The organism is Paenibacillus sp. PvP094 (assembly GCF_040546835.1).
Classification (GTDB): Bacteria; Bacillota; Bacilli; order Paenibacillales; family Paenibacillaceae; genus Paenibacillus; species Paenibacillus illinoisensis.
On record NZ_JBEPOM010000001.1, the window covers coordinates 5,405,643 to 5,425,880 of the forward strand.

17 protein-coding genes and 1 pseudogene are annotated in these 20,238 nt (G+C 45.7%); 4 read left to right on the plus strand and 14 right to left on the minus strand.

Annotation, left to right across the window (positions count from 1 at the left end; all coding sequences use genetic code 11):
• Positions 1-9: 9 nt before the first annotated feature.
• The 5 genes from ABIC22_RS24575 to ABIC22_RS24595 all read right to left on the minus strand — a co-directional run bounded on the left by ABIC22_RS24575 (position 10) and on the right by ABIC22_RS24595 (position 7,024).
• The gene (locus tag ABIC22_RS24575) at positions 10-2,748 is read right to left on the minus strand and encodes a CHASE3 domain-containing protein (RefSeq protein ID WP_354484485.1); all 2,739 of its coding nucleotides are present in this window, start codon (positions 2,746-2,748) and stop codon (positions 10-12) included.
• 313 nt (positions 2,749-3,061) lie between these two features.
• Complete coding sequence (gene fumC, locus ABIC22_RS24580) at positions 3,062-4,450, minus strand: class II fumarate hydratase (RefSeq protein WP_354484487.1); 1,389 nt, start codon at positions 4,448-4,450, stop codon at positions 3,062-3,064.
• A gap of 149 nt (positions 4,451-4,599) precedes the next feature.
• Positions 4,600-5,601, minus strand: coding sequence for an aldose 1-epimerase (locus ABIC22_RS24585; protein WP_354484489.1), 1,002 nt, complete (start codon positions 5,599-5,601; stop codon positions 4,600-4,602).
• 164 nt (positions 5,602-5,765) lie between these two features.
• Entirely contained in the window at positions 5,766-6,575 is an 810-nt protein-coding gene (locus ABIC22_RS24590; RefSeq protein WP_354484491.1) for an MBL fold metallo-hydrolase, read from the minus strand.
• 176 nt (positions 6,576-6,751) lie between these two features.
• Complete coding sequence (locus ABIC22_RS24595; RefSeq protein ID WP_221192408.1) at positions 6,752-7,024, minus strand: hypothetical protein; 273 nt, start codon at positions 7,022-7,024, stop codon at positions 6,752-6,754.
• Between the two features lie 215 nt (positions 7,025-7,239).
• Between ABIC22_RS24595 and ABIC22_RS24600 the strand changes: the two genes are divergently transcribed.
• The 4 genes and pseudogenes from ABIC22_RS24600 (at position 7,240) to ABIC22_RS24615 (ending at position 11,527) form a co-directional block, all read left to right on the plus strand.
• A complete protein-coding gene (locus ABIC22_RS24600) occupies positions 7,240-8,475 on the plus strand; it encodes an aminopeptidase (protein ID WP_127540184.1) in 1,236 nt (411 codons plus the stop codon).
• 83 nt (positions 8,476-8,558) lie between these two features.
• Positions 8,559-9,792 (plus strand): annotated as a pseudogene (locus tag ABIC22_RS24605) (aminopeptidase).
• Between the two features lie 207 nt (positions 9,793-9,999).
• Positions 10,000-10,590, plus strand: coding sequence for an RNA polymerase sigma factor (locus ABIC22_RS24610; protein WP_095287110.1), 591 nt, complete (start codon positions 10,000-10,002; stop codon positions 10,588-10,590).
• Entirely contained in the window at positions 10,568-11,527 is a 960-nt protein-coding gene (locus ABIC22_RS24615) for a hypothetical protein (protein ID WP_354484494.1), read from the plus strand. The genes ABIC22_RS24610 and ABIC22_RS24615 overlap by 23 nt, the downstream gene beginning before the upstream one ends.
• Before the next feature lies 1 nt (position 11,528).
• Here ABIC22_RS24615 and ABIC22_RS24620 read toward each other — a convergent pair whose 3' ends face one another.
• The 9 genes from ABIC22_RS24620 to opp4C form a co-directional block, all read right to left on the minus strand.
• Positions 11,529-12,020 (minus strand): hypothetical protein, encoded by a 492-nt coding sequence (locus ABIC22_RS24620; protein WP_127540190.1) that lies wholly within the window; start codon positions 12,018-12,020, stop codon positions 11,529-11,531.
• Positions 12,021-12,217: 197 nt separating this feature from the next.
• Positions 12,218-13,696: an Lsa family ABC-F type ribosomal protection protein gene (locus ABIC22_RS24625; RefSeq protein WP_354484496.1), complete on the minus strand. Its 1,479-nt coding sequence runs from the start codon at positions 13,694-13,696 to the stop codon at positions 12,218-12,220.
• 110 nt (positions 13,697-13,806) lie between these two features.
• A complete protein-coding gene (locus tag ABIC22_RS24630) occupies positions 13,807-13,935 on the minus strand; it encodes a hypothetical protein (RefSeq protein ID WP_354484498.1) in 129 nt (42 codons plus the stop codon).
• A 178-nt stretch (positions 13,936-14,113) separates the two neighbouring features.
• Entirely contained in the window at positions 14,114-14,752 is a 639-nt protein-coding gene (locus ABIC22_RS24635) for a sugar O-acetyltransferase (protein ID WP_354484500.1), read from the minus strand.
• A gap of 16 nt (positions 14,753-14,768) precedes the next feature.
• The gene (locus tag ABIC22_RS24640; protein ID WP_354484502.1) at positions 14,769-15,581 is read right to left on the minus strand and encodes an HAD-IIB family hydrolase; all 813 of its coding nucleotides are present in this window, start codon (positions 15,579-15,581) and stop codon (positions 14,769-14,771) included.
• Between the two features lie 314 nt (positions 15,582-15,895).
• Positions 15,896-17,095, minus strand: coding sequence for an MFS transporter (locus ABIC22_RS24645; RefSeq protein ID WP_354484504.1), 1,200 nt, complete (start codon positions 17,093-17,095; stop codon positions 15,896-15,898).
• A 247-nt stretch (positions 17,096-17,342) separates the two neighbouring features.
• Entirely contained in the window at positions 17,343-18,308 is a 966-nt protein-coding gene (locus tag ABIC22_RS24650; RefSeq protein ID WP_354484506.1) for an ABC transporter ATP-binding protein, read from the minus strand.
• Positions 18,301-19,284 carry an ABC transporter ATP-binding protein gene (locus tag ABIC22_RS24655; RefSeq protein ID WP_354484508.1) on the minus strand — a complete coding sequence of 328 codons (984 nt, stop codon included), beginning with the start codon at positions 19,282-19,284 and terminating at the stop codon, positions 18,301-18,303. The genes ABIC22_RS24650 and ABIC22_RS24655 overlap by 8 nt, the downstream gene beginning before the upstream one ends.
• Positions 19,285-19,294: 10 nt before the next feature.
• Entirely contained in the window at positions 19,295-20,233 is a 939-nt protein-coding gene (gene opp4C, locus ABIC22_RS24660) for an oligopeptide ABC transporter permease (protein WP_354484510.1), read from the minus strand.
• Positions 20,234-20,238 lie beyond the last annotated feature (5 nt).

The window sequence follows — 20,238 nt, forward strand, 5'->3', positions numbered from 1 at the left end:
AATAAGTTCTTAAATCTCTAGCGTTTCCGGACTAAGCCACAATTTCATTCGGGAGATTACCTCTTTGATATTCAGCGGCTTGCTAATATAGTCCGAGGCACCTGCTGCAATGCATTTATCACGATCTTCTTTCATGGCTTTAGCCGTTAATGCAATGATCGGCAGCTGGGTAAGCTTCAATCGCTCCCGAATCTGACGTGTCGTATCGTAACCGTCCAGTTCCGGCATCATGATATCCATCAAAATAATATCGGGATTGGCTTCCCCGCGTTCCAGCATCTCCAGACATTCATACCCGTTCTGCGCGGTAATGATATGCATGCCATACTGTTCAAGTGCATTCGCAAGAGCATATACGTTACGAATATCGTCATCTACGACAAAAACTTGGCGCCCCCTTAATAACGATTCTTCCAGAGGTGTCAGCAGAATCTCATCCTTTGATGTATTAGATAGAGATCCCACAATGGGAATCGTTGTAGCTGCTTCGTTCAAGAATAGTCGTGAGTTATTCTTTGTCTCAGGCTCCTCTGGTCTCAATGGCAAGAAAAGAGTAAATACACTGCCCTGTCCTTCACGACTGGTCGCCGATATGGAACCCCCGAGCAAAGTCGCAAGAGATTGGGAAATGGACAAGCCGAGTCCGGTTCCACCGTATTTCCTTGCAGTCGCGCCGTCCGCTTGTTTGAATGCATCAAAGATCTGCAGCAGCTTATCGTCTGCAATGCCGATCCCCGTATCACTGACCGAAAATGCAATAACATCCGCCTCTGAACCACCTGGTTCAGGGCTTGCCAGATTCATTCGGGAGATCGTCAGAGCAACTTCGCCTTCGTCTGTAAACTTAAAAGCGTTAGAGAGCAGGTTTCTTAGAATCTGATGCAAACGCATCTCATCCGTGACTATCGTTTCCGGTAAATGGCTTTGCATCTGAATCCGGAAGTCGATTCCTTTCTGCTCAGCGGTTTTTAAGAAATACTGATTCATCGTCTCCGGCAGGACGCCGAGATAAACTTCGCCAAGATCAATGTCCATCTCCCCTGCCTCCACTTTGGACAGATCCAAAATGTCATTGATCAGATTAAGCAAATCTTTGCCTGAAGTATGAATTACCGATGCGTATTTTTGTTCTTCGCTACTCAAGTTCTCATGTTTGTTTTCAGCCAAAATCTCGGACAGGATGAGCATACTATTCAGGGGAGTACGTAATTCATGTGACATATTAGCCAAAAATTCAGATTTATATCCCGAACTTGTTCGCAGCTGGTCTGCTACACTCGCAAGCTCGCTCGCTGATGTTTCTGCTGCATGTTTTTGCAATTCCAGACGCTCGTTCAGCATATGCAGCTCTTCGGTTTGCATCTGCAGTTCTTCTGTTTGTGACAGCATTTCCTCGGTTTGCAGCTGAAGTTTCTCCGATTGAGCTTGGAGCTCCTCGTTCAGTACCTGGGATTCATCATATAACTGCTGCAGTTCCATGCGTGTCGCTGTGGAGTGTAGAGATACACTGAATATTTCAACTAATTCATGAAGCTGTTCGAGTTCGTTCTCCTGCAATGGCTTTAATGAAGCCAACTCTATGACCGCGATCGTTCGTCCTTCGAAGATCACTGGCACGACTGTAAGAGATGTTGCAGAAGCATGGCCTAGTCCCGAAGAGATTCGAATATAGTTCTGTGGCAAGTCATTCATACGCAGTATCCGTTTCTCCACCGCACTTTGACCCACGAGCCCTTCGCCCGGTGCAAGTGAAACTTTGCCGATGGAGTGCTCTTTGTCTCCATCTGCTGCATAAGCAGCTACGCGCAAGAGCCGATTATCCTTCCAGTAGTACAGTACACTGTAGGGAACCTCCAGCAGAATGGCAAGCTCGTTCAGGAAAAGACGTGACAAACCCTCCAGATTAGTCGGGTTCTGCAGGAGTGTAGCGATACTCGTAAGCTGATCCTTCACGCGATTCTGCTCCTGCACTTTATCGAGCAGCTTGTTAGTCTCCCGTCCAAGGTCACCCACTTCATCCTCGGTTCGCACATGAATCCGTTCTGCCAAGTTGCCGCCTTGGGAAATATTACGAATAGTTTGTCTTACGTCACGCAGCGTTTTGACAATATTACCAGAAACCATGATCGCTGCTCCGATTGAAAATGCAGCAATAGCAGCCCATAGGGTATACATGATCGTAAGCAGGGTGGAACTGCGTTCGGCAAGACTGGTAACTCGTGCTTCCGTCAAAGCACTTTCTGTATTGCGAAAGCCTGCAAGTTGTGAACGAAGCAAATCGATTTCGTTTTTACCCGGATCGGATTGGAAAAACGTAATCACTTGCTCCTGATCACCCTGATTTTTCAATGCAATGGAAGGTTCTGCTGCAACCTCAATCCAGCGTAGAATATGCGTTTTGATCGTTTGCAATCTCTGCTGCTGGGATGGGTTATCACTAATGAGTCCGTATAACTGGTCATAGTTCGAATTCCACTCCGAGAGTGCTTGATTGTAGGGCTCCAGGTAGCTGTCTTTACCTGTTAGCATGAATCCTCGCTGTCCAGTCTCCATATCGAGTACATCCTTCTCAATGGCATTGGTCAGGTTATGTACTTCGAGGTCATGATGGCTTATAAAATCGTTTTCTTTTTGCAATTCGTTAATTTGAGCCGATAGAACCAGCAAGGCAGCTCCAAATAACAATACAACCACTAGATAGCCCAACAAAATTTTGGAGCGTATCGTAAACCTTCTCTTCTTCGACAACGCGGAAACCTCCAATGAAATCAATCAATTCACGCACAACAATTTAGATCTGCATATGTAGTTTATATGGATACATGAAGTCTGACAAGCATTATATCCAATCTAGGCTTATATCGTCATTGACATAGTACAAGGTTATCATTCTGGGGTTAAACGCATTTCGGTCATGTGGGTGCAGTCTGACTATTCTGGGGTTGTAAGCTCTGACAAATTCAGACATAGTCAAGAAGGTTTGGATATATTCTTAACAAGAAAAAACGACCTGCATATGCGGGTCGTTTCTTCCTCTAGTGTTTTTGCACTATAAAAAAACTTAAGCTTTCGGAGCAATCATTTTCGCTGGGTCCACATACTGATCGAACTGCTCTTCGGTAAGCAACCCGGTCTGCAGAGCAGCCACTTTCAGAGACAAGCCTTCTTTATGAGCCAGCTTCGCAATCTTGGCTGCGTTCTCATATCCAATATGCGGATTAAGAGCAGTAACCAACATAAGCGAGTTGTTCAGGTTATGTTCGATTTGACCCAGATTAGGTTCAATACCCACTGCACATTTATCGTTAAAAGCAATAATGGAGTCCGCAAGCAGTTGTACGGATTGCAGGAAGTTATAAATAATGACCGGTTTGAACACATTCAGCTCAAAGTTACCCTGACTTGCCGCGAATCCGATGGCAGCATCGTTCCCCATCACTTGCGTTACAACCATCGTCAATGCTTCGCTCTGGGTTGGATTCACTTTGCCTGGCATGATGGAACTGCCAGGTTCATTCTCCGGAATGCGGATCTCTCCGAGTCCACTGCGCGGACCACTTGCCAGCCAGCGCACGTCATTGGCAATCTTCATCAGATCAGCTGCAAGCGCTTTAACAGCGCCGTGGGCGTAAACGACTTCATCATGACTTGTAAGTGCGTGGAATTTGTTTGGTGCCGATACAAAATCCTTACCTGTATGTTTGCCGATCTCCTTGGCGGTAAAATCGCCAAAGTCAGGATGAGCATTGATGCCTGTTCCCACTGCGGTACCACCAATGGCCAGTTCCTTCATATATTGAACACTATCACGAATCATGCGTTCACTCTTGTCCAGCATCGCTTCCCAGCCGCTGATCTCCTGTCCGAGTGTGATAGGAGTAGCATCCTGCAGATGGGTACGTCCGATCTTGATAATATCCTTGAAAGCTTCGGATTTGTCTGCAAAGGTAGATTTGAGTACAGCAATGGCTGGCAAGAGCTGGTCTTCGACAGCAAGTACACCTGCAACATGCAGAGCTGTCGGGAACGTATCGTTGGAGCTCTGGGACATGTTCACATCGTCATTCGGATGCAAACGCTCTTCCTTGCCCTTCTGTTCAAGAAGCTGGTTACCCAGATTGGCGATGACTTCGTTCACATTCATGTTGGACTGCGTGCCGCTACCAGTCTGCCATACAACAAGCGGGAAATGATCGTCAATCCGACCGGCAATGATCTCGTCCGCTGCATAGGCAATCGCATCCGATTTGGCGGCAGACAGCTTGCCGAGCTTATGGTTGCTCGCTGCAGCACTTTTTTTCAAAATGGCAAGTGCACGAATAACTTCCATCGGCATATGCTCACGACCAATCGGGAAGTTTTCCTTACTGCGCTGTGTCTGAGCCCCCCATAGTCTGTCCGCTGGTACCTTCATCTCTCCGAGCGTATCTCTTTCAATGCGGTATTCCACTTGATTTTCCTCCTCCAAAAAGATGAATTCTATTTCTCGTAAATTTAATCATCTCGTCATATTATACATGATTGTCGTTCAGATTTTCACCTTTTCGACAAAATTGTAAGCGTACGTCAAAACACGCAATCGTTTATTGACTCATGAAATTACGAATAGATTGGATACAAACGACTGGCTTGTTCGAAGATCTCACCAGGTTCAAGTCCGACTAATCCGATTTCTTCGGCAGGTAGTCCTTGTACATTCGGTGCATTAACCAGGTTCATCTGGGGTTCAGGACAGAAGAATCCACCTTCCGTGTTGTTGTTCCAGATCATCCAGTGTTTGTACGATGCTCCAACATCATAAACAAATTTGTCCCCTGTACGTTGGTTCGTGAGCTCCATATAATTTCGACCATTCTGGGGTTCCGCTGTATAGTGATTATCCATGGATTCGAAAAATGGGCTAACCCCTTCTGTCTTCAACTTCTCCTCATTCGGTGAAAGCGGTTGAAATTGCCCGGTAGGCAAAGAACGTTCATTCAGCTCACGGCGCTGACCGATGGTGATTTTGGCGGTATAGTCCGACACATCACTGTCGGGTACAAAGGCGACATTAATGGCTGTATGGAACGCGAACAAATTGGGCATGCGCTCTTTGCCGTTATTACGAACCTTCAGCTGCTGCTGGAGCCCTGTGCTGTCAAGAGAGTAACGAAGCGTTACCGTGAACGTGAACGGCAAATATTGATGGAAAAGGTGTCCTTCTTTTATCTCTTGGCTCAGCAGGATATAACTCTCCAGTTCAGTCGTTCCATATCCTTCTACCTTCCAATCTGCCTCGTGTAAAAATCCGTGCAAATGATTGCCCGTAGCAGGTTCATTTACAGGTAATTGATAGATTTCGCCATTCCAAGGAAAGCGGCCATCTTCATAGCGATTCGGCGGAGAAAGAACGGGAATGCCGTACACGGCCGGAGCAGCCTTGAATGCATCCATATTATTCAAATCAGGTTCACGAAGATAGCGATGACCGCGTTCTGTATCACGAAACGCAACCAGGTTCGCACCCACGCTTGGAATTACGGCCGCCTCAAATTGATTGAATCGAAGCCATACCGCCGGAATTCCGCCAAATTGCTCCTCATACGCTGAATTCTGTGTCATTGTTATATGTACCTCCTGCATACTAGGGTTATATTATACGGCTCGAATATATCATGACTGGGCACAAAATACCAATCTGTGATATAGAACATTTTCATCATCAGGCGACAAAAAAGACAGCTGCACTGTTCGCGGCTGTCCTCCAAATGTTCATTTCATATCGTTTAATCGACATATTTGCCGTGCTCCGGCACAGCATCCTGTTCAAAATCCAGATCAAGCTGCTCAAGCGAACCACGCAAGAAATCACCTGTCAGCGAATGTCCATGCCCCGTGACCACGACGCGTGGCTCCAAGTTCCTGATCACATGAACGGATCGATGAGCCTCGTCCCAGTCCGTCGTAAAGTATGCAGGTGGACCATGCATCTGTTCATCCTGCAGCAGTACACTCCATAGCGATTCCTGTTTTACCGAAATAATGGCGTCTCCCGCAATCAGGAAACGGTCCTCCTCGCGAAAGAGCGACACATGACCAGGTGTATGTCCTGGAGTATGGATCCAACGCCATCCTGGCATACCAGGTACCGAATGGTCCTCCGGCAGGCTGAAGATGCGATCATCCAGGTTAATTGCTTCGTTCGGATAGGCAAATGACAATCTTGCCATCAGTCCCCCACCTACGGAAGGGTCGGCTGGTGGATAATCTTTAAGGCCCGTTAAATAAGGTAATTCCATTGAATGGGCAAAGACGGGAACACCCCAGAACTGTTCAAGCTCTATTACAGTACCTACATGGTCGAAGTGACCATGTGTCAATATGATGGCGGACGGTGGTCCCTGAAACCGTTCTGCTGCGATCCGCACAATATGATCCGTAAATCCCGCCATCCCGGTATCCACTAGAATCCAGTTCCTGCTTCCCGGTTCACCGATGAATACTACATTAACAAATAATGTACGCAGACTGAGGATATCATGCGCGACTTCTTCAAGCCCCGTCATTCCTGCTGTGATCAGATTGTCAGATGTCATCCACGGTTACCTCCCATTCAGGCGATTGTCCCTCTGTTTGCCATCCATAGACTGCCCCTTTTTTGGATATCTATTCCCCTCATCTAATTAAAAATAGACGATGCATACCCGTTCGGGCACACACCGTCTAGTATAGTCTGTTCATTCACATAATAGAACAACTTCCTATGCTCTGATTATGCAGGAAAGGCATCCAATGCCGCGTCAAGCAGCTTGTCGTATACATCGTCGTCGTTTTCGAGCAGCTCGTCCATCCGCAGAAGTTCTTCTTCATCACCAGATTGCTCCGTGAAATGGAGACTATAATCCCAATCTTTGCCGTTCTTGCTCATGAACGTTACCTCATAAATGGACTTTTCCCCTTCTGCACGAAAAACGGTTGTTCCAATATAGGATTTCTCGTCTTCCCGACGCATCTCGGCACGAATAATTTCGATATTCACCAACATACACTCCTTTAATCTCTCATCTGTAACAGGTCTACAACAATTATGGTAAACCTAGTTTGGTAATTATTATTGGTTAATTGTACAATATATATCGTAGCAACGTATACCTTATTCAAATGAAGGTCCTCGGGGGTATCCATACATACATGATTTGAGGGCTTCATGTTCCAGTGAACGAGCTACGGAAACCTTATATTACAGGAGGAGAATATAGCATGAATAATAATTTTGAGCTTCATTTACAGCAGTACGCGGAACTAGCTGTCAAAGTGGGAGTAAACGTCCATCCTGGACAAACACTCGTTGTAAATGCACCAATCACTGCAGCACATTTTGTACGCAAGATCGTGAAGGCTGCCTATGAAACAGGTGCCAAGCTGGTCAAAGTAAACTGGAGTGATGAAACCGTAACACGTCTTCATTATGATCTCGCACCGGATGAGGCATTCTCTATCGAACCGAAATGGTTTGCGGGTGAAATGACAGAACTCGTAGAAGAAGGGGCTGCCATCCTGCATGTCATCGCGGAAAACCCTGACCTCTTGAATGGTGTGGCTCAAGAACGTATTGTTACCAGTCAAAAAGTGCGCGGAAAAGCACTGGAGAAATATCGTGCCTATCAGATGGCTGATAAATTCAGCTGGTCCATCGTTGCAGTCCCTTCCCCGGAATGGGCTGCCAAAGTATTCCCGGATCTGCCTGCGGAGCAGCAAGTGGATAAGCTATGGGATGTTATTTTCAAAACCGTTCGTATTGGCGAGCAGGATGCCGTTTCCGAATGGAAAACACATCTGCAAAACCTCGATTCCCGTGCTGATCTGCTCAATACGAAAAAATATAAAAAACTTCACTATACTGCCCCTGGTACAGATCTGACCATCGAACTTCCAGAAGGACACATCTGGGTATCCGGTGGTAGTGTAAATGAACAGGGTCATGTCTTCATCGCCAACATGCCAACGGAGGAAGTATTTACGGCTCCGCTGAAAACGGGTGTCAATGGCACCGTTCGCAGCACCAAGCCACTGAGCTATGGTGGGAATCTGATCGATGGCTTCTCTCTTACTTTCGAGAATGGCCGTATTGTTGATTTTACTGCAGAACAAGGACATGATGCCCTGCAAAACCTCATCGAAATGGATGAAGGTGCGCACTATCTGGGTGAGGTCGCTCTTGTTCCCCATAAATCACCGATTTCCGATACGAACATCCTGTTCTATAACACCCTGTTCGATGAAAATGCATCCAACCACTTGGCCATCGGTAATGCCTATGCATTCTGCTTGGAAGGCGGCAAAACGATGTCGAAGCAAGAACTGATCGATAATGGTTTGAACTCCAGCCTTACCCATGTGGATTTCATGGTTGGATCGGCTGACATGAACATTCACGGTGTTACTTCCGAAGGAAAAGAAGAACCGATCTTCCTGCAAGGTAACTGGGCATTCTAATTTTTACGCTACATGAAGAGAGGAGAGTACTCCTCTCTTTTCCTGCGTAAGAAGGTAAAATTATAGATAGTGAGGTCACTACCATGTTAACTTTTGAACAAAAATTGGATCGTTATGCCGAGCTGGCAGTCAAGGTGGGGGCCAACGTACAACCCGGTCAAATTCTTGGTCATCAGCGCCATGATCGATACCGCTGAATATGTACGCCTGCTCGTTCGTAAAGCATACGAAGCCGGGGCCAAGCAAGTCATCGTAAAATATGGAGATGAAACCGTCAATCGCCTAAGATTCGAGATGGCTCCGCTGGAATCATTCCAAGAGCCGCCCAAGTGGCATGCTGCGGAACTTGAAGAGCTTGCAGCGAACAACGCTGCCTTTCTGACCGTACTCTCTTCAAGTCCAGATCTGCTCAAAGGGATTGATCCTGAACGAATTTCGACCCATCAGCGTACATATGGACAAGCCATGGCCAAATACCGACAGTATCAGCAGGCTGACAAAATGAGCTGGACAGGTGTTGCCTGCCCTTCACCGGACTGGGCTGCAAAAGTGTTCCCCGACCTGCCAGCCGCTGAGCAGATGAAGCAGCTTTGGGAAGCTATTTTTGCCGCTGTCAGAGCAGATTTGGATCATCCAGTTGAAGCTTGGGAACAGCATATCGATCGATTGGAACATAAAGCAGTTGCCCTAAACAGCAAAAAGTATAAAGCACTCCATTTTGTCTCCCCTGGAACGGATCTGACGGTTGAACTACCTGAAGGTCATATCTGGGCACAAGCGGGCAGTGTAAATGAACAAGGGACTCGATTCGTAGCTAATATTCCGACAGAGGAAGTATTCACTGCTCCTAGCAAATATGGTGTCAACGGTACAGTGTCCAGCACCAAACCGCTGAGTTATGGCGGAAGTATTATCGATCGCTTCTCTCTCACATTTGAGAGTGGCCGAATCGTTGATTTTCATGCGGAAGAAGGTCAAGATACGCTGGAAAGATTAATCAACATGGATGAAGGATCTCACTATCTTGGCGAGGTTGCACTTGTCCCCTTCCATTCTCCGATCTCCGAGAGCGGCATTCTATATTACACGACGCTGTATGATGAGAACGCCTCATGTCACCTCGCGATCGGCAGTTCCTATGCCTTCAATATGGAAGGCGGAAAAACCATGTCCTCCGAAGAACTTGCTTCTCGTGGCATGAATTCCAGCATCACGCATGTAGACTTCATGATGGGTTCTCCGGAAACCAACATTTATGGCATTACCGCAAGCGGAGAACGGGAAGCGGTTTTCCTGAATGGAGATTGGGCATTTTAAGCTTTTCCAATGAATAATCACGTTGTATCGATATCTTAAGGCTGTCTTGCAGACCAGAATGACTGGTTTGGCAGGCAGCCTATTTTGGTTTCGGCAAGTACCTTTCTAAGGTTGTCTTAGCAACCTCCCATTGTATCGTTTCCATATAATGTTGTAAAATGAAATGATACCAATGTTTGTGGATTGTTCACCAGAAAGGAGAACATCATGGCCAATCGGCTCCAATTACTCTTGGCCTCAGATTTCCATAATTTGAGCCCTTCACTTCAGGAAGAAGTGTATTACGAATACTATAATATGGTTCATGGACTCATCGTTTATATCATCAAGGAACGTGCTGCAGCAGAAGACATTATTCAGGAAGCATTCATTAAAATTATTAAAAACAAACCCTCTTTCGAGAACGAAGTTAAACTGAAAGCCTGGCTTAAGGTCGTCACCCGGAATACCGCCATTAATTATCTTAGAAAAAATAAAAATAACCGTAACCAACTGGATACGGATAGTGTTTTTATAGATATGGAGACGATCAATCAGACAGCAGCTTCCGTAGAGAGTACCGTGGAGACGCAAATGATGCAGGAATCTATTGAGTTCTATCTGGAGCAACTTAAACCCGAATACCGGGTATTAATAGAGCTGCGCTGGAAAGAAGGTCTGTCCTATCGGGAAATGGCTGAGCTGCTGGACACTTCGGAAGAAATTGTGAAACAACGTTTGTTCAGGGCCCGAGGTAGTATCAAGAAGCAATTACATAAGGAATGGGGTGGGACCATTGAGCAAAGGCAAGTCAGATAGACATATTGAGCATTATCATACAGAGCAAGAAGAAGAGTATTTTGATGCCGCCTTTGATCTGGCCTTTGATGAGGCTTTCAATCAGGCTCTCTCTGCTCCCCCTGCCCCTGACTCCCAGCAGATGCATCAATCCTGGCTCCGTGTTCAAAAGGAAATTACCCGGATTGCTGTCAGAAAGAAAAGAATGCGTACCTTGAAATTGTCCGTTGTGGTAGCTGCCTCCCTAACGATCGGTGGCGTCATTTTCAGTCTGCCATCCGGAACGCAGGCCGTTTCCCCTTTTGTTCAGTCAATCAAGGATTGGGGCAATGGTATGAAATCCATCATTATTGAAGATCGCACCGCACAGCTTGGCGCAGATCCTTCTACTGCCAAAACACTCCCACCGCCTGAACCCGGACTTAACGAAGCTCCTACAATTGCTACTGGCGAGGAGGCCGAGGAGTTGCCAAAACAAACCGTGGAGAAAGACATTTTATTTGATGATATCGTCGTAACGGAAGAAATAGCCCGCTCGGGATTCAATGGTGACTTTTTGTTGTCAAGAGCAATACCCGAGCGTTTTAAAGAGATAAAATTTGAACTTACCGTGAATCCTGAAATTCCGGTCGATTCAGATGAGTATTATAAATCCGATCGTATGAGAGTCCGCTACACGGGTGATAGCGTGAATGGTGAAGAACAAATTATTCAATTTGATTATTACTATGTTAAGCCAGGGCAGGTCATCCAAGGGACCATGCTTCGTGAAACCAGTGTAGTCAAATTAGCTGACGGTAGTGATGCTTTTGTATCCGTCGGCCCGCCATATAATACTTTTCAGTGGATGATGGGTTCGGTCAACATGAGCTTGTTTGGAACGGTCACGAAGGAAGAAATGATTGCCATTGCCAATGACCTGCAGGAACAAAAATTCCCTGGCAGCACGAGACAATGAATCAAAATAATACATTATTCGAAATATCGGTTGTATTTTCAGAATTGGTTCCGTCATTCGCCGTATGTGTGCTAACGACCCGGTAGTAATAACCTGTGATCACCGTCCAGCTCGACTGTGCCGTCAGGGATTGTGTTTGTGTTTTACTTTTGGTGCCAGACCGATACGTCACCCAATTTGAGCCCGTCCAGCGTTCCAGCCGGTAATCCACCTGAAGTGATTTCATTTCCTTGTAAGTTGTTGTTGATGTAGTAACGTTCGCTGTCAGCCCTCCTCCCGGAGAAACGTTCCCTGCTGCCTGATATATATACTTGAGAGCTGCCAGTGAGTGAACAGTTTGCTCCTCCGGCGGTGGTGGTGCAGTGAGTGCACCAGATACAATGTCAGGACTAGCTGCGGCAGTGCTGCCAACAGGAATGGATAGAATTGCAGGCACCGATAATGCAGCAGCAAGGGTAATTTTCAGAATGGACGACAGACTCATTTTCAACATATGTATTCCTCCTCCAATGTCATATTTGATTTTGTGTAAGGTATAAACGGACTGAGTGGGTCACAGGTTTCAAAAATAAAAAAGACGCTCCGACGTTCGTGTCGGCAGCGTCTTTTCTTACTGTGAATTCTGCAGCGAGAGTGAAACCTAAATATTTTCCATTTCGTATAGGCTTTAAAGAGTCACATCTGCTCTATTCATAACTCAATGATACTCGTGGCAATATTCGAGCAAAATTCGCTGTCATGTTCCACAAAAAGAAGTGTTGGCGAGTGCTCAAGCAGCAGTTCTTCAATTTGCATGCGGGAAATGACATCAACAAAATTAAGTGGTTCATCCCAAACGTGCAAATGTGCTTCCTCACTAAGGCTTTTGGCAATCAGTACTTTCTTTTTTTGTCCAGCACTAAACGTTGAAATATCCTTATCCAGCTGCAGCCTGGAGAAATCCAGTTTGCGTAATATTGATTTGAAGAGACTTTCATCAATGCCCTGTGTCATCGCATACTCGGATAAGCTTCCCGCGAGACCCGAGGTATCCTGTGATACATACGATATTTTGACCTGAGGATCCTTGCGAAGTTGACCTGTGTAGGCAATATCCTCGCCGCAAATCAATTTAAGAATGCTTGATTTACCCGAACCATTCTTACCGTAAAGAGCGATTCGGTCTCCTTTTTCAACCGTTAAATAAATATCCTTACAAACAATATTGGAGCCATATGCAATCGACACATTTTCCAATTGGACAATTTCATTTTTGTGAAAGTCCAATTGATGAATCTGCAGCCGTTCAGCACTTTCGATATTTTTGAGAAGTTTGGATTTTTCTTGAATGGCAGATTGCTGCCGTTGTTCGATGTTTTTGGACCGTTTCATCATTTTGGCAGCCTTGTGTCCAATGTAGCCTTTATCCACTTTCGAACCGGAGTTCCTAGTCCCGTTTTTGGACTTTTCGACTTCATGTGACCAACCGCCAGTTCGTTTGGCGGAGTCGGATAAGCGTTTAATGTCTTTCTGTAACTTTTCGTTGCTTGCAAGCTCATATTGATCCTGTCTCTTCTTATTCTCCCACCAGGCGGAAAAATTGCCTTTTTGAATCTCGATGTTCGTTTTATTGATCGAAAGGATATGGTCTACACTGTGATCCAGGAAGGATCTATCGTGTGATACGAGAATAAAGCCACTTTTTCTGCTTAGATAACTGCTGACGAGCTTTCTGGCATGCATGTCGAGATGATTGGTTGGCTCATCAATAAGCAAAAATTGATTTTCCTTCATGAACAAGGCAGCCAACATGACTTTCGTTTGTTCTCCATTGGATAGGGAATCGAATGGTCGGTACAAAACATCTTCGGAAACCTTCAGAAGGTTAAGCTCCCGTACCAGTTCCCAATGCTGATAGTCTGGATAAACATCACTTATCACATCAAGTGTCATCGAGTCTTTATTCTCAACAGGAAAAGGAAAGTACTCAAAATCAACATGGGCTGAGATGGTGCCACTATATTCATATTTACCAAGCAAAAGGTTAAGGAAGGTCGTTTTCCCTCTCCCGTTTCTTCCGGTAAAGCCTAATTTCCAGTCGGAGTCCAATTGAAAACTCACATTTTCGAAAATATTATCGTAACTGCCGTCATAGGCAAAGGTCAGGTTTGATACGTTTATCATTGACATAAGGGATCATCCTTTTCATTTATATTCCGATGCTAAATAAATGAGGTTATGATCATGACATGATTCCCTTATTGTATCCACTCTCGGATGAATCCAAGCAAAAAAGAAACTCAAAGCCAGGTAAAACTATGCGTGGATAGATAAAGCTCCGAATTCCGATTCATGATTTGGTGAACCATGCCAATGTTCATATCCAGTGACAGGTTCACATAAACATCTACAACCTCTAATTCAGTCATAACTCTATCCCCCTTTAAAATCGTATGGTTTCAACTTTCAGATACAGAAAACTTAACATGGATGGGATTCGTGGGTCAAGGATGATGGTGCGGCGCTCCCAGAAGGATCCTTGCGCAGCAAAGGGAGCCAGTTCTTATCCGGGTCTGGACAAGCACTTGCTCCCTTTAGGATGGATTGCTATTCGATAACACGGCAATCCGCCATGACTTCCGGTTTATAACTCATACTATCTGCCTCTGTAATTTTGCGAATGACTCTGCAGGGGGCACCTGCTGCGAAGGAGTCTGCTGGAATGTCCTGGGTCACTACACTTCCGGCACCTATTACACAACGGTCTCCGATGGTAACTCCTCCGCATACCGTTACATTAGCAGATAGCCATACATCGTTTCCGATCGTTACGGGTTTGGCGTAACACAAAGACTTCGGATCACCGTTCTGATCAAGCATTTGCCGGCGTTCAGATGCGATAAACGGGTGAATGGGAGTAACAATCGTTACATTAGGTCCAAAACTGGTATGGTCTCCAATGGTAACCTTGGCATCGTCCTGAACCGTTAGATTGTAGTTGGCAAAGAAATGATTGCCGATCTCTGTGTGAACACCATAATGAAAGAATACAGGCCCTTGAATGAAGCAGGATTCGCCTTTGTGACCAAGGATCTGCGTCAGAATCGCTTCACGTTCCTCTGCCTGATCCTCGAACATCTGGCTGTATTGCTGGCTTAAGTTGTGCGAACGAAGTTTGATGGCCTTTAGTTCCGGATGGCTGGGACTGAACAAAATCCCGTTTAAAATCCGTTCTTCCTCAGTCATGTTATCAACTCCCTTTTCAATTCACGTTTTTTTGAAGGTCCATACAGTCTTGTATAGTCAGGAGAACACCGTTTTCTTCGTTGGATTTTGTAATAAAACGCGCTGCTTTTTTGGTATTCTCACAAGCATTGCTGACCGCAAAGCTGTATTTGGCAATACCCATAAGCTCTACATCATTCTCTCCGTCCCCAAAGGACATCGTTTGTTCATAAGTGACGCCGAGCAGCTCCTGTAATTTTTTAACCGTCTCTCCTTTATGCGTATGCAGTGCTGTAATATCAAGCCACTTGGGTTCTGAATCCACAATATAGATTTGGCCGCCAAGTGTCTTTTCTACATGTTTCCTTAAGGCACTACTCCGTTCTCTGGTATCGTATACTGTTATTTTAATTAAGCGGCTGTCGATCTCGTGGAAAGAGTCAATCTTCTTAACCTGTTCATAAGAGCTTTTAACCACGTTGTACATCTCTTCTGGGATGGAAGAAAGAACATATGCTGCATCGCTTGCACATACAATGAGGGTCATGTCTGGAGCAAAACGTTGTATGGATTCAATGCTTTGTAAAGCAAGTTCTCGCTGAATGCTGAATTCTTTTACGACTTCCCCATCTTTCTTGATTCTGGCTGCACTATCTCCAAGGACCCATATCCCCTTGCCATGTTCTCCAAACAACTTCTCCACCCGTTCACACTGTTTTCCTGTGCATGCCGCAAAGGTCATTCCCAGCTTCTGCATTTCTGCATGCACTTTGCTGAATAGTTCAATATCGAATAATCCCTTGCTGTTGAGGAACGTTCCATCTAAGTCAGTTACAACAAGTTTAATCATGTAGCAATCCCCTCTTTGTTTAAAAATAATCCAACCACTTTTCACGCCTGCTTTATAATGTATATTTATAAAGAGGACAGAAAAATAGGATAATCATGTTCTCACGGTAATCGGTATGCAATTAAACTTCATAACAAGCGTAATCCATGTAACTGGTTTCATGTCAACGCTCTTTATTTAGGATTGTACTCCTTTACTCAAACCAATCATCGACGGAGCGCATCGGTTTCACTTCCATAGACTGTTTCGACAATGCTAAACACGCATAAGCTGCGACCCAGATGATAACAGCTAAAATAACATATGCCATCTTCTCACCTCCCCACATTCTGAGATTTTAGAAGTATGCGATTCACGGTTTCCGCGCTAAATAACATCAATAGGAGTAGAACAAACACTACAACCGGAAATGAATCCGTACTGGTCTTCGCTGCAAGAAATCCAAAGAGCGGAGGAAGCAGAGTCGTACCGCTATAAGCGACAGCCATCTGGTATCCCATTAACTTAACGGAGTTTTCTCTCCCGAAGCGAGCCGGCGTTTCATGCAAAAGTCCAGGATAAATTGGCGCTAGACCAAGCCCGATTAAAATAAAGCCTGCTACCGAAAACGATGAAGGAAGCGGAAGAAGTAAAAGGAGTCCTCCGAGGATCGTTGTCCATTGTCCATAGCGTATCAATAATCGGTTATGGACTCTTAACGAGATAAAACCTGTAATGAACCTGCCAAACGTAATACCTCCGTAATAAAGGGAAATCCAGCCCGCTGCCATCTCTGCTGAGATGCTTTTCGTTCCAACCAAGTAACTGGCTCCCCATAATCCGACTGTGGTTTCAACCCCGCAATATAATAGAAAAGCGAGCAACGAGGGCTTAACGCCTCTTAATTTCAAGACGTTCCCCGGAATACGTATTTCCGATTTTGTATCGTTATCGGTCATAGTTGTTGGTGCCGTCTCACGCAATGCAGCCACTCTTTTCCATAACGGCAGCGTGATAAGAAGTACGATAACCAGTACAAACTGGATGACACCAACGGCAGCATAACCGCCTCTCCAAAAGTTCTGATCCGCTATATAACCAGCCATGATAATTGGACCCATGGTAGCGCCAACGCCCCAGAAGCAATGCAGCCAGTTCATATGATGCGCTTGGTAATTTGCGGCGACGTAATGATTCAACGCTGCATCCACGGCTCCTGCGCCCAGGCCGAGTGGAACGGCCAAGATCATAAACCACAACATTGAAGGTGCCATGGAAAATCCAATCAACGAAATTGCGGTTAGCAAACAGCTGAACAACGTAATGTTACCTGTACCCATTTTCTGAATCATTTTCCCACTTGCCAGACTGGAAACAATAGTGCCTGCGGCAATTATCATGGAAATGAAACCTGCTGAGCCTACGGAGGAACCTATTTCCGGCCATATGACCGGCCATGCAGATCCAAGTAGTGAATCCGGAAGTCCCAGGCTTATAAAAGCCAGATAAATTACGATGAGAAACCAGGTTGCCATCTTTGTAACTCCTCTCTTGATGTGGTTGATCATCCGGATTAATAAATATACTTTATAAAGTGTTTATGTTAAATATGCGGGACATCGCTATCCCTTGTCAAGACTCATTCTATGACCAATTTTACGAAGCTATAACTATAACCACTCCACTATGCTTTATTTTTTGCATAAAAAAAGACAAAAAAAGCCGCTAGAATAGCGACTTAAGATGATAGCATTTGAGGGTAGCTCTCCCCTGTAGCAACCTTCACACCAAATGACAAGCTACATAATGATTCCTGCCCACATTTTGATATTCCGGCACTTGCTGCTTGCAGATGTCTGATACCCACGGGCAGCGTGTATGGAATTTGCATCCGGCTGGTGGATGGACGGGACTGGGAATATCGCCTTTCAAGACGATTCGCTCGCGTTTTAACTTCGGAATCGGCACAGGCACGGCGGATAACAATGCCTTGGTGTAGGGATGAAGCGGGTTTCTAAAGAGCTCATCCCTTGGTCCTGTCTCAACCATGGATCCCAGATACATGACCCCAATCCGATCGCAGAGATGTTCCACTACACTAAGGTCATGGGAGATAAACAAATATGCAAGCCCTCTTTCCTGCTGAAGCCGTTTAAACAGATTAATGATCTGTGCTTGAATGGATACATCCAGTGCGGAGACCGGTTCATCCGCAATAATTAATTTGGGATTCAGGACCAAGGCCCGTGCTATGCCGATTCGTTGGCGCTGCCCACCTGAGAACTCATGCGGAAAGCGATCAATATGGTAGGATGACAAGCCACACGCCCCTAGTACCTCCTTCACGAGATCACGCACTTCCCCTTCTGCAGCAAGTCCATGATCCAGCAGTGCTTCTCCTACGGCATCACCAATACGTATGCGTGGATTAAGGGAGCTATAGGGATCCTGAAAAATAAGTTGGAGCTGGGGGCGAATCCTCCGTACCTCCTGCATAGACAAACTGTGAATGTCCACACCTTGAAAACGAATCTGTCCATCTGTTTTTTCCGTTAAACGAACAATGGACTTTCCCACCGTGCTTTTACCGCTCCCTGACTCACCCACAAGACCAAAAGTCTCGCCTTCATGAATGGTAATACTGATATCATCCACTGCTTTCACATGTCCCACAGTGCGATTCATTAACCCTTTGCGTACTGGAAAGTACGTCTTGAGATGTTCAATTTCGAGCAAAGGTTCAGCCATGGTTTACTGCCTCCTCATACAACCAGCAGGCTGCTTTTTGTCCTTGCCCGAGATCCTGCAGAGCGGGCATACGTGAAGTGCATACTGGCATGCAATGCTCACACCGATCTGCGAAATGACAGGCATCTCTCAGTGATAATGGATCAGGCACATGCCCAGGGATTGAATACAATTCCTCCTGCCTCTGATTGATCACTGGTTTGGAACGCAGCAGTCCTTGAGTATAAGGATGTTTGGGGGATTCAAACAATTGCACAACCTCCCCTTCTTCCACAACTTTGCCCGCATACATGACCACTACGTAATCGGCCATCTCGGCAACAACTCCCAAGTCATGCGTAATCATCAAAATGGAGGTTCCAGACTGCGACTTGACTTGCTGAAGCATATCGAGAATCTGAGCCTGAATGGTTACATCCAGTGCAGTGGTCGGTTCATCTGCGATTAATAGCTTGGGTTCACAGGAAATAGCGATGGCGATCATGACGCGCTGCAGCATCCCCCCGCTCAGTTCATGCGGATAACTGTTCACAATTTGTTCCGGGCGGGAAATCCCCACTTCCGCTATGAGTTCAATGGCTCTCGCACGAGCCTGTTTTTTACTCATTTTTAGATGCACAATTAACGGCTCCATAAGCTGCTCCCCAATCTTTAAGACGGGATTCAGTGAAGACATGGGTTCCTGGAAGATCATGGAGATCTCGTTTCCTCGGATGGTCCGCAAGAAGGTTTTGCTCTCGCGAAGCAGGTCTTTCCCGGCAAAACGAATGGCTCCCCCTACCACCTTACCTGCTGGTTCTTCGATTAAACCCATGATAGACATGGCAGTTACACTTTTGCCACATCCTGATTCGCCAACGATGCAGACCGTCTCTCCTTCACGTACTTGGAGACTCACACCATCTACGGCTTTGACATTGCCTTCTTCTGTATAAAAATGAGTTTCGAGTTGTTCAATTTCAATCATATTTTGCATGGTGGAGTATTCACCTTCTCTTCTGTTTGGGATCTAAAACATCTCGCAGACCATCACCAAAAATGTTAATGGCGATTACGGTAACAAAAATGGACAACCCCGGAGGAATCCACAACCACGGATGTTGTTGAAAATCAATCATGTTGTTGGCGGCATCAATCATATTGCCCCAGGTTGGTGTTGGCGGCATGACGCCCAGTCCAAAAAAGCTGAGCACCGACTCACTGAGAATGGAACCTCCGATATTCAGCGTGGCCATAACGATTAATAGCGGTACGATATTCGGTAGGAGATGATGAAACAACTTGCGCCGGTCCCGCAATCCGAGCACAATTGCCGCCTGCATGAATTCCCTCTCACGCAGACTCAACATCTGACCACGCACCATTCGTGCCATGCCCGGCCAGTTTACAAAACTAAGCATCAGCATGACGATATACATCCTTGAATCCGGTGGAACCTTCCAGTCCGACAATAGTGCTCCGAAAATAAACAACAACGGCAATCCCGGAATTGTGAGCAACAAGTCTGCGATCCGCATGATAACTTGATCCACAATCCCGCGGTAGTAGCCCGCAATAGCTCCGAGTAAAGAACCAATAAATACGGACAGGACCATCGATGCCAATCCGACCGTCAGCGAGATTCGACCAGCCATTAATACACGGGTCAACACATCTCTGCCCAAAGCGTCTGTTCCCAGCCAGTGATGAATATTCGGTCCTTGTTTCATGGCTGCCATATTAATCTTGTTATCAGTATAAGGAGAGAACAAGGGTCCAATAAAACAGGCGATAAACATGAACAAAACGACAACAAACCCACCGACGGCAAGTTTATTTTTGAGAAGGCGTTTAATCGATAACCTCCACAAAGATGATCTGGGTGCAACCCGAACAGGCACGACGGCTTCTGCGGCGTTTCTAGTAACAGATGTTGAAGATGTCATGGTTA